We start from the raw sequence: 15,320 nt of genomic DNA on the forward strand, positions 1-15,320 counted from the left end.
TCAAAAGTAACCATTTGATACGTTTGTACCAGACAGGCAATAAAAAGCCGCCTGTTATAGGCGGCTTTTTTATTGAAACACTTACGCTTGCGGCCGCATGTGCGGGAACAGGATCACGTCGCGGATCGACGGTGAGTTGGTCAACAACATCACCAGACGGTCGATGCCGATGCCTTCACCGGCCGTTGGCGGCATACCGTACTCCAGCGCGCGAACGAAGTCGGCGTCGTAGTGCATGGCTTCGTCGTCGCCCGCGTCCTTGTCGGCCACCTGCGCCATGAAGCGCTCGGCCTGGTCTTCCGCGTCGTTCAACTCGGAGTAGGCGTTGGCGATTTCACGGCCACCGATGAACAGTTCAAACCGGTCGGTGACGCTTGGGTTTTCGTCGTTACGACGGGCCAGCGGCGACACTTCGAACGGGTATTGAGTGATGAAGTGCGGCTGCTCCAGCTTGTGCTCGACCAGTTCTTCGAAAATCATCACCTGCAATTTGCCCAGGCCTTCAAAGCCCAGCACCTTGGCGCCGGCCTTCTTGGCGATGGCGCGCGCCTTCTCGATGTCGGTCAGGTCGTCAGCGGTCAGCTCAGGGTTGTACTTGAGGATCGAGTCGAACACCGACAGACGCACGAACGGTTCGCCGAAGTGGAACACCTTGTCGCCGTACGGCACGTCGGTGCTGCCCAGAACCAGCTGCGCCAGTTCCCGGAACAGTTCTTCGGTCAGGTCCATGTTGTCTTCGTAGTCGGCGTACGCCTGATAGAACTCCAACATGGTGAATTCAGGGTTGTGACGGGTCGAAACGCCTTCGTTACGGAAGTTGCGGTTGATCTCGAACACTTTTTCGAAGCCGCCGACAACCAGGCGCTTGAGGTACAGCTCAGGCGCGATGCGCAGGAACATTTCCATGTCCAGCGCGTTGTGGTGCGTCTCGAAGGGCTTGGCCGCCGCGCCACCCGGGATGGTTTGAAGCATCGGCGTTTCGACTTCGAGGAAGTCACGCTTCATCAGGAAGCTGCGGATGTGTGCAATCACTTGCGAACGCACGCGGAACGTCTGGCGCACCTCTTCGTTGACGATCAGGTCAACGTAGCGCTGACGGTAGCGCTGTTCGGTGTCGGTCAGGCCGTGGTGCTTGTCCGGCAGCGGGCGCAGCGACTTGGTCAGCAGGCGCACGTCGGTCATTTCAACGTACAGGTCGCCCTTACCGGAACGGGCCAGGGTGCCAACGGCGGCAATGATGTCGCCCATGTCCCAGGTTTTCACCGAGGCCAGGGTGTCTTCGGACAGGGTCTTGCGGTTGACGTAGACCTGGATGCGACCGGTCATGTCCTGGATCACCATGAACGAGCCACGGTTGAGCATGATGCGACCGGCAACCTTGACCGGGATCGCAGCCTCTGCCAGCTCTTCCTTGGTCTTGTCCGCGTACTGTTTCTGCAAGTCTTCGCAGTAGTTGTCGCGGCGGAAGTCGTTGGGGAAGGCATTGCCCTTGGCGCGCTCGGCAGCAAGCTTTTCCTTGCGCAGGGCGATCAGGGAGTTTTCTTCCTGTTGCAGGGCTTGCGGGTCGAGTTCTAGGTCGCTCATGTCTTTAAATATTCCATCAGGTTCGTTGCCCCCGGCCGTAGGCCGGGGATCGCCAGCAAGCCGGCTCCTACAGGGGGATCGTGTTACAGGCCTTGTTTCAGGCTCGCCACCAGGTATTCGTCGATATCGCCGTCGAGTACCTTGTCGCAGTCACTGCGTTCGATGTTAGTGCGCAAATCCTTGATTCGCGACGCATCGAGCACGTAAGAGCGAATCTGGTGACCCCAGCCGATGTCCGACTTGGTGTCTTCCAGGGCCTGGGAGGCGGCGTTGCGTTTCTGCACTTCCTGCTCGTACAAGCGCGCCCGCAACATTTTCATCGCGGTGTCTTTGTTGGCGTGCTGGGAGCGTTCGTTCTGGCAGCTGACCACGGTGTTGGTCGGTACGTGAGTAATCCGTACGGCCGAGTCGGTGGTGTTTACGTGCTGGCCACCGGCACCCGAGGAGCGGTAGGTGTCGATGCGCAGGTCCGACGGGTTGATGTCGATTTCGATGTTGTCATCGATTTCCGGCGACACGAACACGGCCGAGAACGAGGTGTGGCGACGGTTGCCGGAGTCGAACGGGCTCTTGCGCACCAGACGGTGCACGCCGATCTCGGTGCGCAGCCAGCCAAAGGCGTATTCGCCCTTGATGTGGACCGTGGCGCCCTTGATCCCGGCGACTTCACCGGCGGACAGTTCCATGATGGTCGCGTCGAAACCGCGTTTGTCAGCCCAGCGCAGGTACATGCGCAGCAGGATGTTGGCCCAGTCCTGTGCCTCGGTACCGCCGGAGCCGGCCTGGATGTCCAGGTAGGCGTTGTTGGCGTCCATTTCACCGCTGAACATGCGACGGAATTCGAGTTTTTCCAGCGACTCGCGCAGGCGCTCGACTTCGGCAGCGACGTCATCGACGGCGGCCTGGTCTTCTTCTTCGGCGGACATCAGCAGCAAATCTTTTGCGTCGGCCAGACCGCTGTGCATTTCGTCGAGGGTTTCGACGATCTGCGCCAGCAGCGACCGCTCGCGGCCCAGTTCCTGAGCGTACGACGGGTTGTTCCAGACAGCCGGATCTTCAAGCTCGCGATTGACTTCAGTCAGACGCTCATGCTTTTGATCGTAGTCAAAGATACCCCCGAATAGTTTCGGAGCGCTCGGACAGGTCCTTGATACTGTTAAGGATCGGGTTGATTTCCATGGCGGGCAGCACTCGTTGGCGAACTTTTGAAAGCCGGCGAGTATAACGTAATCAAGCTGTCACGGCAGCCCGCCTGGCGGCTTTAGCGGGTTCTTTATCGGGCTTGAGATCGCTCCCCCTCACCCTAAACCCTCTCCCCGAGGGGCGAGGGGACTGACCTAAGTGTCTTTCGAAATACTGCGACCTGAAAATTCCGAGTCGAACTCAGGTTCTGAAAAGCCCCCCATCGGCTCCCTTTCCCCCTCTCCCCTGTGGGGCGGTCCGACGTTTCGGGAGGGCTGGGGTGAGCGGTCGATTCGTAATTTCACTCAATACCAACCTGATTGCGCCCATTGTTCTTTGCCAGGTACAGCCCCTTGTCCGCCGCCGAGATCAATTGCCGGCAGTCACTGCCCTGCTGCGGGATCATCGTCGACAAACCGATGCTGATGGTCAGGCTTGAGCCTTCGCTGGGAAAAATGTGTGGAATCTTCAGTGCCTCCACGGTGAGACGGAGTTTTTCCGCCACCAGGCGTGCACCACCCGGCGTGGTATTGGGCAGCACCAGGACAAACTCTTCACCGCCGTAACGGGCCGGCAGGTCCGACGGTCGGGCGCTGGCATCGCGAATCGCGGTGGCGACTTTACGCAGGGCTTCATCGCCTTCGAGGTGGCCAAAACTGTCGTTGTAGGACTTGAAATAGTCGACATCAATCATCAACAGCGACAATTGACTCTGATCACGCAGCGAACGGCGCCATTCCAGTTCCAGGTACTCGTCGAAGTGGCGGCGGTTAGACAGTCCGGTCAAACCATCGGAGTTCATCAACCGTTGCAATACCAGATTGGTATCGAGCAACTGCTGCTGGCTGACCCGCAACGCGCGGTAGGCCGCATCGCGTTGCAACAGCGTCATGTAGGAGCGCGAGTGATAGCGAATGCGCGCCACCAGTTCGATGTTGTCCGGCAGCTTGACCAGGTAATCATTGGCCCCGGCCGCAAACGCCGCGCTCTTGATCAGCGGGTCTTCCTTGGTCGACAGGACAATGATCGGAATGTTCTTGGTCGCCGGATGGTTACGGTATTCACGCACCAGGCTGAGGCCGTCAAGGCCGGGCATCACCAGGTCCTGCAGAATGACTGTCGGTTTGATGCGGATCGCTTGCGCGATAGCCTGGTGCGGGTCGGCGCAGAAGTGGAAGTCGATATTGTCTTCGTTCGACAACCCGCGGCGCACCGCCTCGCCGATCATCGCCTGATCGTCCACCAACAACACCATGGCAGCGTTTTCGTCAGTCTTGAAGTCGTCGAGTTGTAAGTCAGTCATGTGCGGTCACCTGAATACTGCCTGGGCCAGGATTGTGGTGAAAAGTCTTCATTTTGGGAAAATCTCCAGCAATCGTGGCGCTATCTTGTCCAGTGGGCGAACTTCCACGGCGGCATCGATGGCCGCTGCCGCTTTCGGCATTCCGTAAACCGCACTGCTTTGTTGGTCCTGAGCGATGGTCAGGTAGCCCTGTTGGCGCATGAGTTTAAGCCCCTGCGCGCCGTCGCGCCCCATACCGGTGAGCAAAACACCCACGGCATCGCCGTTCCAGTAACTGGCCACGCTCTCGAAGAACACATCGATCGAGGGCCGATAGATCTCGTTGACCGGTTCGGCGGTGTAGGCCAGCGTACCGTTTTTCAGCAAGCGAATATGGTGGTTGGTGCCCGCCAGCAACACCGTGCCGGGCTGCGGAGGTTCGCCTTCCTGAGCCAGGCGCACGTTCAGGCCGCTGGCGCTGCTGAGCCATTCGGCCATGCCGGCGGCGAATACCTGATCAACATGCTGTACCAGCACAATCGCGGCCGAAAAATCCCGTGGCAGGCCCTTGAGCAAGACTTCCAGCGCAGCCGGACCGCCTGCGGACGAGCCAATCGCGACCAGTCGCTGACGAGAAGCCGAACTGCGCAGCGGGCTGGGGGCCGGTCGTTCCCGGTTGCCCTTGTCGCCAATCAGCCAGCCGATGTTCATGATCTTGCGCAACAACGGCGCCGCCGCCTCTTGGGCATTGCCCGCGCCAAGGGCCGGGGTGTCGACCACGTCCAGCGCGCCGTGGCCCATGGCCTCGAACACCCGATGCACGTTCTGCTGACGGTCGACCGTGACAATGACGATGGCACAGGGCGTCTCGGCCATGATCCGCCGAGTGGCTTCCACGCCGTCCATGACTGGCATGATCAGGTCCATCAGGATCAGGTCCGGGGTATTTTCGGCGCAGCGCTGCACCGCATCCGCGCCATTGCCGGCGACCCAGACCACTTCATGCGCCGGTTCGAATGCCAAGGCGCGGCGCAGGGCCTCCACGGCCATGGGCATGTCGTTGACGATCGCTATCTTCATGCCCGCGCTCCTCCGATGAGCTCAACCACTGCATCAAGCAGGGCGTCGTCATGAAAACTGGCTTTGGCTAGATAATAGTCGGCTCCGGCGTCCAGTCCACGACGACGGTCCTCTTCGCGATCTTTATAGGACACCACCATCACCGGCAGCGATTGCAGGCGATTGTCCTGGCGCAACAAAGACACCAGTTCGATGCCGTCCATGCGCGGCATATCAATGTCGGTGATCAGCAGATCGAAATCCTCCGAACGCAGGGCGTTCCAGCCATCCATACCGTCAACCGCCACGGCCACGTCGTAACCGCGATTAAGCAGCAACTTGCGCTGCAACTCGCGCACGGTCAACGAATCGTCGACCACCAGAATCCGTTTGCGAGCCGCCTCAACCGCCAGGCTGCCCTGACGGGCAATCCGCTCCAGACGCCCGGTGTTGAGCAGTTTGTCCACCGAGCGCAGCATGTCTTCGACGTCGACGATGAGCACTACCGACCCATCGTCGAGCAGGGCTCCGGCAGAAATGTCCTGCACCTTGCCCAGACGTTCGTCCAGCGGCAATACGACCAATGTCCGCTCGCCGATAAACCGCTCCACTGCCACCCCGTAAATCGCCTCGCGTTCGCGGATCACCACGACTTTCAGGGTTTGCTGACTGCTCGCATTCGCTGGCCGCTGCAACAGCTGACTGGCGGCGACCAGCCCGACGTGCCGGCCCTCGTACCAGAAGTGCTGACGCCCTTCGACCTGAACGATGTCCGCCGGCTCCAGATCGCACATGCGCTCAATGTGCGCCAGCGGAAAGGCGTACGCCTCGTAACCGACTTCCACCACCAGACTGCGCACCACCGACAGCGTCAGCGGCACTTCGAGGTGAAAGCGGCTGCCCTCGCCCGCCGTCTGCTCCAGCACCACCGCGCCGCGCAACTGACGGACCATGTGCTGAACCGCATCCAGGCCGACGCCGCGCCCGGACACTTCGGTCACCTTGTCGCGCAGGCTGAAACCCGGCAGAAACAGAAACGTCAGCAGCTCTTCTTCGCTCAATCGGGCAGCGGTTTCCGCCGGGGATAACTGCCGTTCGATGATGCTGCGGCGGACCTTTTCCAGATCGACGCCGTAACCGTCATCACTCAACTCCAGCACCAGCAGGCCGGCTTGATGGGAGGCTCGCAGACGAATCAGCCCTTCTTCAGGTTTGCCAGCGAGCACACGTTGCTCGGGGGACTCGATGCCGTGATCCACGGCGTTGCGCAGCAAGTGCGTGAGCGGCGCTTCGAGTTTTTCCAGGACGTCGCGATCCACCTGGGTTTTCTCGCCCTCGATCTCCAGCCGCACCTGTTTGCCGAGGCTGCGTCCGAGGTCGCGGACCATGCGCACTTGCCCGCCCAACACGTCGGCAAACGGCCGCATGCGACAAGCCAGCGCGGTGTCGTACAGAACCTGCGCCCGTTGACTGGCTTGCCAGGCGAACTCATCCAGTTCGGCGTTTTTTTCCACCAGCAGTTGCTGGGACTCGGCCAGCAACCGCCGGGCATCGCTCAGGGCTTCCTGAGCTTCGAGGCTCAAGGCATGTTCCTTGAGGTGGACGTTGAGGTTTTCCAGCGCTCGCAGGCCATTGCTCTGCATCCGTTTGAGTCGCTGCATGGTGGCCAGGTGCGGCTTGAGTCGCTGGGTTTCCACTAGGGATTTGCTCGACAGATCGAGCAGGCTGTTCAAGCGTTCGGCCGTGACGCGCAGCACGCGTTCGCCAGTATCGGTGGTGCGCCGGGTCCTTTTCGCGGGTTCTGCGGGCGGCTCGGCGAGCGGAATCAGGGCTTCGACCGTTGGCGCGAGCGCTTCAGGCTCGGACTCAGTGATGAACGGCGCGATCGGCGTGCTGATTGGCGCGGCCAACGCCAGCGGATCCAGCAACCGCGCCATCAGTGCCACATAGGCCTCGATGTCCGCCGCCCCGGGATTGTTATTCGGCGTCGCAATGCGCATCAGCAAATCGGTGCCTTGCAGCAAGGCGTCAATGTGCTCGGGCCGCAGATACAGGCGCCCCTCCTGCGCGCTGACCAGGCAGTCTTCCATCACATGGGCGACGCTGACGCCAGCATCGACCCCGACAATCCGCGCCGCGCCTTTGAGCGAGTGGGCCGCGCGCATGCACGATTCAAGGTGATCGGCCTGGGTCGGATCGCGTTCAAGCGCCAAAAGACCTGCGCTCAGCACCTGAGTCTGGGCTTCGGCTTCGAGGCTGAACAGTTCCAGCAACGAGGCATCGCGCATCTGCTCGGGGGTCATGTGAGGCTCCGGGTCACGGCGGACAACAGCTGTTCTTCATCCAGCCAACGCAGGCTGCGACCTTTGAATTGCAACACGCCCCGGGTGTATTTGGCGCTGGCCTGGGTGCCGGATTGCGATGCGGCATCGAGAATCCGCTCGTCGATGGCGTGAATGCCGTCCACTTCGTCCACCGGCACCACCACCGGCCCACCTTGGGCAGCGATGATCAGCATCCTCGGCATCACACGCGCACCCGACGCCACGCTGCTGGTGCCGTCGAGCCCGAGCAGCTCCACCAGCGACAGGCACGCCACCAAAGCACCGCGCACGTTCGCCACGCCGAGCAGGGCCCGGGAACGCTGGTGCGGCAACGAATGAATCGCTTGCAGCGGCGCCACTTCCACCAGGCTGCGGGTGGCCAGGCCCAGCCATTCTTCGCCGAGACGGAACATCAGCAGCGAGCGGGTTTTCACGTCGACTTCGACCGCCACCGAAACCTGCTCGCGATCGTCCTGCTGCAAGGCGTAGCGGTCGAGCAAACGCGTGGCCGCGGCGGAATACACCGCGCAGTTGCGGCAGTGAATGTGTTCGATCAGCAGCGGGCAGGACTTGTCGCCGTGGATACCGATACGGTTCCAGCAGTCGTCGATGGCTTGGGCATCTTCATGGGTGACGCTCAAGGTGTCGGCGACCTTCATCGTTTACGCTCACTGTCGGCGGCGCGCTCGCTGCGGGCAGCGCGGTCCTGCAATCTTTTGGCTCCCGCCGTGTCGCCCTGGGATTGCAGCAAGGCGGCCAGGTGCATCAACGCGTCGGGGTGTTGCGGTTCGAGGTACAACGCCTTGCGATAAAAACCCTGGGCTTCGAGGACTCTGCCGGCGACATCGCTGAGCAGCCCCAGCCAGTAAAACACCTGGGCCACCGGTTCGTGGCTGCGCAAATAGCGTTCGCAAGCGGCGCGGGCCTCGGCGCTTTTGCCCTCGTTGGCCAGCGCAGCGATGTTCGCCAACAAGGCGGCAGCGTCCGAGGGTTTCGGGGAGACGGTCGGAGGCGTAATGGTTGCGAACGGACGATTGCGCACGGGTGGCGGTGTCACGCTGCGCACCGGTTGGCGCACTGGCAGCGGTGTCGGCACGAAGACTGGCATCGGCTCAGGTGCAGGCGCGCTCTGGCGGCTGAACGCAAAAGACTGCGGTATGCCAATCGAGCGCATGCCGAAACGACCGAGTAAATTGCCTTCTGCCGGACCGATAAACAGCACGCCGTCGACATGGGTCAGGCGCTTGAGCACTTCGAAGACTTGCTGCTGGGTGGGCAGATCGAAATAGATCAGCAGGTTGCGGCAGAACACAAAATCGTAAGGCGGCTCACTGGCCAGCAAGGCCGGATCGAGCAGATTGCCGACCTGCAAACGCACCTGTTCCAGCACTCGCGCGTTGAGTCGGTAGCCGTCTTCTTCGGCACTGAAATGGCGCTCGCGAAACTCGATGTCCTGGCCGCGAAACGAATTCTTGCCGTACCGCGCGCGCCTGGCTTTTTCCACCGACAGCGGGCTGACGTCCATGCCTTCGACCTTGAACTGATGCGGTTTGAGTCCGGCATCAAGCAAGGCCATGGCGATGGAGTACGGCTCCTCGCCAGTGGAACACGGCAGGCTGAGAATCCGCAGCGCACGCATGTTGTTGATGTCGGCCAAACGCTGGATGGCCAGTTTCGCCAGGGTCGCGAAAGACTCCGGGTAGCGGAAAAACCAGGTCTCGGGAACGATCACCGCTTCGATCAACGCCTGCTGTTCGTCCCGCGAACCTTGCAGCGTGTGCCAATACTCATCCGCCGTCAGCGCCCTGGACGCCGTGCTGCGCTGGCGCACCGCGCGCTCGATGATTGCCGGGCCCACCGACGTCACGTCGAGGCCGATGCGTTCCTTGAGGAAATCGAAAAAACGCTGGTCGCTGCTCATGGCCGTTCCTCCAGCAGCGCCAGGTCCAGCGGTGGCGAAGGAAACAGCAGCGCGCGCACCTGATCATCGAGCAAATCAGCAACCCGCACCCATTGCAGCAAACCCTGGGCGTCTTCACGCACCGGCCCCAGATAGGGCGCCTGGCGATTGTCCAGGCCGTAGGGTTTAAAGTCCGCCGGATTGCAGCGCAAGGTGTCGGTGGCCTGCTCCAGAATCAGCCCGAGCAACTGTGAAGGTGTCTGCTCATTCGGCCAATAGTGCACGAGCACCAGCCGCGTACTGGTGCGGGCTTGCGCCGGCTGACCAAAGGTCAGGGCGCTGAGGTCGATCACCGGCACCACCACGCCGCGATAGGCGAATACACCGGCGACCCAATCCGGTGCCTTGGCAATCGGCTTCAATGGCAGGCGCGGCAACACTTCGGCCACTTCCCGCGCCTGCAAGGCATAGCGTTCGTTGCCGATGCGAAACAGCAGAAACAACGCGTGTTTTGCCGGCATCACCGCGCCGCGCTTGACCACAAGTTCGCTCATCAGACTTTGAATCGCGAGACGCCGCCCCGCAGCCCGACGGCCACCTGGCTCAGCTCGTCAATGGCGAAGCTGGCCTGGCGCAGGGACTCGACGGTCTGGCTGCTGGCATCGCCCAACTGCACCAGCGCATGGTTGATCTGCTCGGCGCCGGTGGCTTGCGCCTGCATGCCTTCGTTAACCATCAACACCCGCGGCGCCAGCGCCTGAACCTGGTGGATGATCTGCGACAGCTGCTCGCCGACCTGCTGCACTTCGGACATGCCACGGCGCACTTCTTCAGAGAATTTGTCCATACCCATGACCCCGGCCGACACCGCCGACTGGATCTCGCGCACCATCTGCTCGATGTCGTAAGTAGCGACGGCAGTCTGGTCCGCCAGACGCCGCACTTCGGTAGCGACAACGGCAAATCCGCGACCGTATTCACCGGCCTTTTCGGCTTCGATGGCGGCGTTCAACGACAACAGGTTGGTCTGGTCGGCGACTTTGACGATCGTCACGACGACTTGGTTAATGTTGCCGGCCTTCTCGTTGAGAATCGCCAGTTTGGCGTTGACCAGATCCGCCGCCCCCATCACCGAGTGCATGGTCTCTTCCATGCGCGCCAGGCCTTGCTGCCCGGAACCGGCCGCTACCGAGGCTTGATCGGCGGCGGTGGAGACTTCGGTCATGGTGCGCACCAGATCTCGCGAAGTCGCGGCGATTTCACGGGACGTTGCGCCGATTTCGGTGGTGGTGGCGGCGGTTTCGGTGGCGGTGGCTTGCTGCTGCTTGGAGGTCGCGGCGATCTCGGTCACCGACGTGGTGACCTGCACTGAGGAGCGCTGGGCCTGAGACACGAGCGAGGTGAGCTCGGTCATCATGTCGTTGAAGCCGGTTTCTACCGCATTGAATTCGTCTTTGCGTTCAAGGTTCAGACGGCCGCTGAGGTCGCCGGTCCGCATGATTTCGAGGATCTGCACAATCCGGTTCATCGGCGCCATGATCGCGCGCATCAACAGCAAACCGCAGAGGCCGGCAGCCAATACCGCGACCAACAGGGAAATGCCCATGATGACTTTCGCGGTAATCACGGCGTCATCGATGGCCGCGATGTCCTGATCGGCCACCGCTTTGTTTTCGCGGATGATGTCATTGAGCTTCATACGACCTGCGGTCCAGGCCGGGGTCAGTTGCTCGTTGAACAGTTTGATGGCGTCGGCTTCCTGATTGCGCTTGTGCAAGTCGAGCACAGCGGCAAGGACCTTGTTGTAATCGTCATGGAGTTTTTCAAAAACGGCGTATTCGACTTTGTCTTCCTCCGTGGTGACGGTGCCCTGGTAATTCTTCATCTGCTCCAGCAGTCGCGCCTCGAAGTTTTTGAAGCTCTCGGCTTCTTCAGTGCTGAAACCCTGCCCCTCTTTCAAACCGAGCATTTCCTGAGTCCGAAGGTAGGTGTCGACCCAGGCGCTGCGAACCATCGAGCTGTAATACAACCCGGGCAACGCGTCCTCACGAACACTGGCTTCGCTGGTTTCAATCTTCAAAAGCCGCGAATACGAGACGACGACCATCAGCAACATGATGGCGATAATCACCGCAAAGCTCGCCAAAATGCGTTGGCGCAACGTCCAGTTCTTCACAGTCAGTCCTCGGGGTGGCTCAAATGCTGGGGAGTATAGCTGAGGGTGTTTCATTTATAAGACGGGGGTTTGGCAGTTCTCGACCATAGAAGGGGAAACGGCAGTAGAGCCTCTGGAGCGGGACTTTGCGTTAGATCGAGTGGCGAGTACCAAGGGTGAATTGCCGCTGGGATTTGTAACGCGGCTGACAATGCCTTCGTCGGAACGCCGCCGCGGAGCCGGCTCGCTCCTACAGTTGACCGCGTCCGGCAGGACGCCTCGGTCGAGTGTGGGAGCGAGCCTGCTCGCGAAGGCGTTCCGACGAATAACGATGACGCGGTTTAACTGACCGCAAGATTTACAGGGAAGCCTGTCGCACCTGCTTCTCCAGTTCGGCCTTCAAACCAGGTTCCAGCTTCAACTGCCGCGCCAACTCATCCAGATACGACTTCTCCATGAAGCTCTCCTCATCCACCAACATCACGCTGGCGATATACATCTCGGCCGCCATTTCAGGTGTGCTGGCCGCGCGGGCCACTTCCGTCGGGTCGAGCGGCTTGCTGAGTTCGGCGTGCAGCCACTGCTGCAATTCCTGATCGTTGTCGAGTTTGGTAAATTCGCCTTCGATCAATGCGCGCTCGCGATCATCAACGTGACCATCGGCCTTGGCCGCGGCAACCAATGCCTTGAGAATCGCCTGGCTGTGCAGTTCGACTTGCGCAGGTGGCAAACGATCAAGTGTCTGCGGCTCAGTCTTCGGCGCAGTGCCCTGCTGGGCCTGCCAGTTGCCATAAGCCTTGTAGGCAATGACGCCGAGTGCCGCGAGGCCACCGTAGATGGCGACTTTGCCGCCGACGTTGCGGGCCTTTTTGCTGCCGAGCAACAGGCCCATGGCGCCAGCCGCCAGTGCGCCACCGCCCGCGCCGGAGAGCAACCCGCCGAGGCCGCCCGAGCCAGTGCTGCCGCCAAGCAACCCGCCCAACCCACCGCTGGACGACTTGCTTTGATTTGCCCCGGCCTTGTTCTGCATCAGGTCCTGACCGGACTTGAGTAGTTGATCGAGCAATCCACGCGTATTCATTTTTCCGCCTCCAGGAAAGGGGTTATCCGGACACTTAAGGCCACCAGCCTAGAACGAAAGTGCCCGGCGACCGGGGACGAGAGTGCTTCTGGATGTTGCCTGGAAAAACCTGGCCATCGATTAAAGCGATATACACTTAAGCGAATCTATAAAAACCGCCCACCGGGTATTTCCCCATGATGACCTTGCGTCAGATTCGTCACTTCATCGCCGTGGCCGAGACCGGCTCGATCTCCGCCGCCGCGCAAACCGCGTTCATTTCCCAATCGACATTGACCCTGGCGATCCAGCAACTGGAAGAGGAGATCGGCGTCGGCCTGTTTAACCGACACGCCAAGGGCATGAGCCTGACGCATCAGGGCCATCAGTTCCTGCGCCAGGCGCACTTGATTCTGGCCACGGTGGACAACGCCAAACGCAGCCTGCAACAAAGCACCGACCAGGTCGCCGGCCAGTTGATTATCGGCGTGACCAGTCTGGTGGCCGGTTACTACCTCGCGGATCTGCTCACTCGTTTCCAGCGCGCTTACCCCAACGTCGAAATCCGCGTGATGGAGGACGAGCGGCCGTACATCGAGCATTTGCTGGTCAGTGGCGAAATCGACGTCGGCGTATTGATCCTTTCCAACCTCGAAGACCGCCACGCCTTGCAGACCGAAGTGCTGACTCACTCGCCCCATCGGTTGTGGTTGCCGGCCCAGCATCCGCTGCTGGAACACGACAGCATCAATCTCGCCGACGTAGCCCGTGAACCGCTGATTCAGCTGAACGTCGACGAAATGGACCGCAACGCCCAGCGCATGTGGTCGGCCGCGTCATTACAACCACGAATCACCTTGAGAACAGCCTCGACGGAAGCTGTGCGAAGCCTGGTGGCCGCCGGTTTAGGCGTATCGATCCAGCCAGATATGACCTACCGCCCTTGGTCACTGGAGGGCGACATCATCGAAGCTCGGCCGATTGCCGACCTGAGCCAGACGCTCGACGTTGGCCTCGCCTGGCGCCGTGGCACCGCGCGCCCGGCGTTGGTGGACCCGTTCCTGACCGTCGCCCGCGAACAACCCCACGGCGGGCGCAAGCCATCTATTTAATCGAACGCCACCTTCAGTATTTAGAATTTGTCGACCTCGGGCCCGCGCACTAGTCTTGCTACATCTATAAGACGGCCGGGCCCCAGTCACAGGGAGCAGCATGGCCACACAAGAAAAGAGAACCCGAAAAATGACTGGCGCGCAGACCCCGTTGTTCACCGCGTTGTTGATCGATGGCGAATTGGTCGCGGGCCAGGGTTTCGTCGAACCGATCCTCAACCCGGCCACCGGGGAAGTACTGACCCACATCGCCGAAGCCAGCACCGAGCAAGTCGAAGCCGCGATCCTCGCGGCCCACCGCGCCTTCGCCGGCTGGTCGCGGACCACGCCGCAGCAACGCTCGACCCTGTTGCTGGACATCGCTAACGCCATCGAAAAACAAGCCGACCTCCTCGCCCGCCTTGAATCCTTGAACTGCGGCAAGCCGTTGCACCTGGCCCGTCAGGATGACTTGAGCGCGACGGTCGATGTATTCCGCTTTTTCGCCGGCGCCGTGCGCTGCCAGACCGGCCAGCTCAGCGGCGAGTACCTGCCGGGCTACACCAGCATGGTGCGTCGCGATCCGATTGGCGTGGTGGCATCAATTGCGCCGTGGAACTACCCGATCATGATGGCCGCGTGGAAAATCGCCCCGGCCCTCGCTGCCGGCAACACGCTGGTGTTCAAACCTTCCGAACACACGCCGCTGTCGATTCTGGCCCTGGCGCCGGCGCTGGCCGAGATCCTGCCGCGCGGCGTGATCAACATTGTCTGCGGTGGCGGTGAAGGCGTCGGCAGCCACTTGGTCAGCCATCCCAAAGTGCGCATGGTGTCGCTGACCGGCGATATCGTCACCGGGCAGAAAATCCTCCAGGCCGCGGCGAAAACCCTGAAGCGCACGCACCTTGAGCTCGGCGGCAAAGCGCCGGTGATCGTCTGCAACGATGCGGACATCCAAGCCGTGGTCGAAGGCGTGCGCACCTACGGCTATTACAATGCCGGCCAGGATTGCACCGCGGCCTGCCGTATTTATGCACAGGCTGGAATTCATGATCGCCTGGTGGCCGAACTCGGCGCAGCGGTCAGCAGTTTGCGCTTCGCCGGCAAGCGCGATGCCGACAACGAGATCGGCCCGCTGATCAGCACCCGCCAACGGGACCGTGTTGCCAGTTTCGTCGAGCGTGCCCTCGGCCAGCCACACATCGAACGAGTGACCGGCGCGGCGGTGCATTCCGGCGCCGGCTTCTATTACCAGCCGACGCTGCTGGCAGGTTGCAAACAGAGCGATGAAATCGTCCAGCGCGAAGTGTTCGGGCCGGTGGTGACCGTGACCCGTTTCGATGGACTTGAACAAGCCGTGGACTGGGCCAACGACTCGGAATACGGCCTCGCCTCCTCGGTCTGGACCCAGAACCTCGATAAAGCCATGCAGGTCGCGGCGCGCTTGCAGTATGGCTGCACCTGGATCAACAGCCATTTCATGCTGGTCAGCGAAATGCCCCACGGCGGCCTGAAACGTTCGGGCTATGGCAAAGACTTATCCAGCGATTCGCTTCAGGACTACAGCGTGGTGCGGCACATCATGGCGCGCCACGGCCAGCATCTCTGACTACGCTAATAACAAGCCGCTAACGGCATGCTTCACCACGTTCACAACTGCCCCGACCATAATTAAAGAAGAGG

At 61.1% G+C, this 15,320-nt stretch carries 12 protein-coding genes; 2 read left to right on the top strand and 10 right to left on the bottom strand.

Annotated elements, in window-relative coordinates:
* Window positions 1–81: 81 nt before the first annotated feature.
* The 10 genes from lysS to ACRC4F_RS30425 all read right to left on the bottom strand — a co-directional run bounded on the left by lysS (window position 82) and on the right by ACRC4F_RS30425 (window position 12,567).
* Window positions 82–1,584 carry a lysine--tRNA ligase gene (lysS, locus tag ACRC4F_RS30380; RefSeq protein ID WP_438662622.1) on the bottom strand — a complete coding sequence of 501 codons (1,503 nt, stop codon included), beginning with the start codon at window positions 1,582–1,584 and terminating at the stop codon, window positions 82–84.
* Window positions 1,585–1,667: 83 nt separating this feature from the next.
* Window positions 1,668–2,763, bottom strand: a protein-coding gene (gene prfB, locus ACRC4F_RS30385) for a peptide chain release factor 2 (protein WP_102593528.1) whose coding sequence is annotated in 2 segments (ribosomal slippage) — window positions 1,668–2,690 and window positions 2,692–2,763 — 1,095 coding nt in all. Because the reading frame shifts where the segments join, the coding sequence is not laid out codon by codon here.
* A gap of 304 nt (window positions 2,764–3,067) precedes the next feature.
* Window positions 3,068–4,069, bottom strand: a complete 1,002-nt coding sequence (locus ACRC4F_RS30390) for a diguanylate cyclase domain-containing protein (protein ID WP_438662623.1) — start codon at window positions 4,067–4,069, stop codon at window positions 3,068–3,070.
* 48 nt (window positions 4,070–4,117) lie between these two features.
* Window positions 4,118–5,128 carry a chemotaxis response regulator protein-glutamate methylesterase gene (locus ACRC4F_RS30395; protein ID WP_438662624.1) on the bottom strand — a complete coding sequence of 337 codons (1,011 nt, stop codon included), beginning with the start codon at window positions 5,126–5,128 and terminating at the stop codon, window positions 4,118–4,120.
* Window positions 5,125–7,410, bottom strand: a complete 2,286-nt coding sequence (locus ACRC4F_RS30400; RefSeq protein ID WP_438662625.1) for a hybrid sensor histidine kinase/response regulator — start codon at window positions 7,408–7,410, stop codon at window positions 5,125–5,127. The genes ACRC4F_RS30395 and ACRC4F_RS30400 overlap by 4 nt, the downstream gene beginning before the upstream one ends.
* The gene (locus tag ACRC4F_RS30405; RefSeq protein WP_438662626.1) at window positions 7,407–8,090 is read right to left on the bottom strand and encodes a chemotaxis protein CheW; all 684 of its coding nucleotides are present in this window, start codon (window positions 8,088–8,090) and stop codon (window positions 7,407–7,409) included. The genes ACRC4F_RS30400 and ACRC4F_RS30405 overlap by 4 nt, the downstream gene beginning before the upstream one ends.
* Window positions 8,087–9,352: a CheR family methyltransferase gene (locus tag ACRC4F_RS30410; RefSeq protein WP_438662627.1), complete on the bottom strand. Its 1,266-nt coding sequence runs from the start codon at window positions 9,350–9,352 to the stop codon at window positions 8,087–8,089. Before ACRC4F_RS30410 ends, ACRC4F_RS30405 begins: the two co-directional genes overlap by 4 nt.
* Window positions 9,349–9,885: a chemotaxis protein CheW gene (locus tag ACRC4F_RS30415; RefSeq protein WP_438662628.1), complete on the bottom strand. Its 537-nt coding sequence runs from the start codon at window positions 9,883–9,885 to the stop codon at window positions 9,349–9,351. The genes ACRC4F_RS30410 and ACRC4F_RS30415 overlap by 4 nt, the downstream gene beginning before the upstream one ends.
* On the bottom strand, window positions 9,885–11,507 hold the full coding sequence (locus tag ACRC4F_RS30420; protein WP_438662629.1) for a methyl-accepting chemotaxis protein: 1,623 nt from the start codon (window positions 11,505–11,507) through the stop codon (window positions 9,885–9,887). Before ACRC4F_RS30420 ends, ACRC4F_RS30415 begins: the two co-directional genes overlap by 1 nt.
* A 337-nt stretch (window positions 11,508–11,844) precedes the next feature.
* Window positions 11,845–12,567, bottom strand: a complete 723-nt coding sequence (locus tag ACRC4F_RS30425; protein ID WP_438662630.1) for a tellurite resistance TerB family protein — start codon at window positions 12,565–12,567, stop codon at window positions 11,845–11,847.
* Window positions 12,568–12,743: 176 nt separating this feature from the next.
* Here ACRC4F_RS30425 and ACRC4F_RS30430 point away from each other — a divergent pair, with 176 nt between their 5' ends.
* Window positions 12,744–13,658 carry a LysR family transcriptional regulator gene (locus ACRC4F_RS30430; RefSeq protein ID WP_027924928.1) on the top strand — a complete coding sequence of 305 codons (915 nt, stop codon included), beginning with the start codon at window positions 12,744–12,746 and terminating at the stop codon, window positions 13,656–13,658.
* A 130-nt stretch (window positions 13,659–13,788) separates the two neighbouring features.
* Window positions 13,789–15,246, top strand: a complete 1,458-nt coding sequence (locus ACRC4F_RS30435; RefSeq protein ID WP_438662631.1) for a gamma-aminobutyraldehyde dehydrogenase — start codon at window positions 13,789–13,791, stop codon at window positions 15,244–15,246.
* Window positions 15,247–15,320 lie beyond the last annotated feature (74 nt).

This window comes from Pseudomonas sp. (assembly GCF_051660785.1).
Classification (GTDB): Bacteria; Pseudomonadota; Gammaproteobacteria; order Pseudomonadales; family Pseudomonadaceae; genus Aquipseudomonas.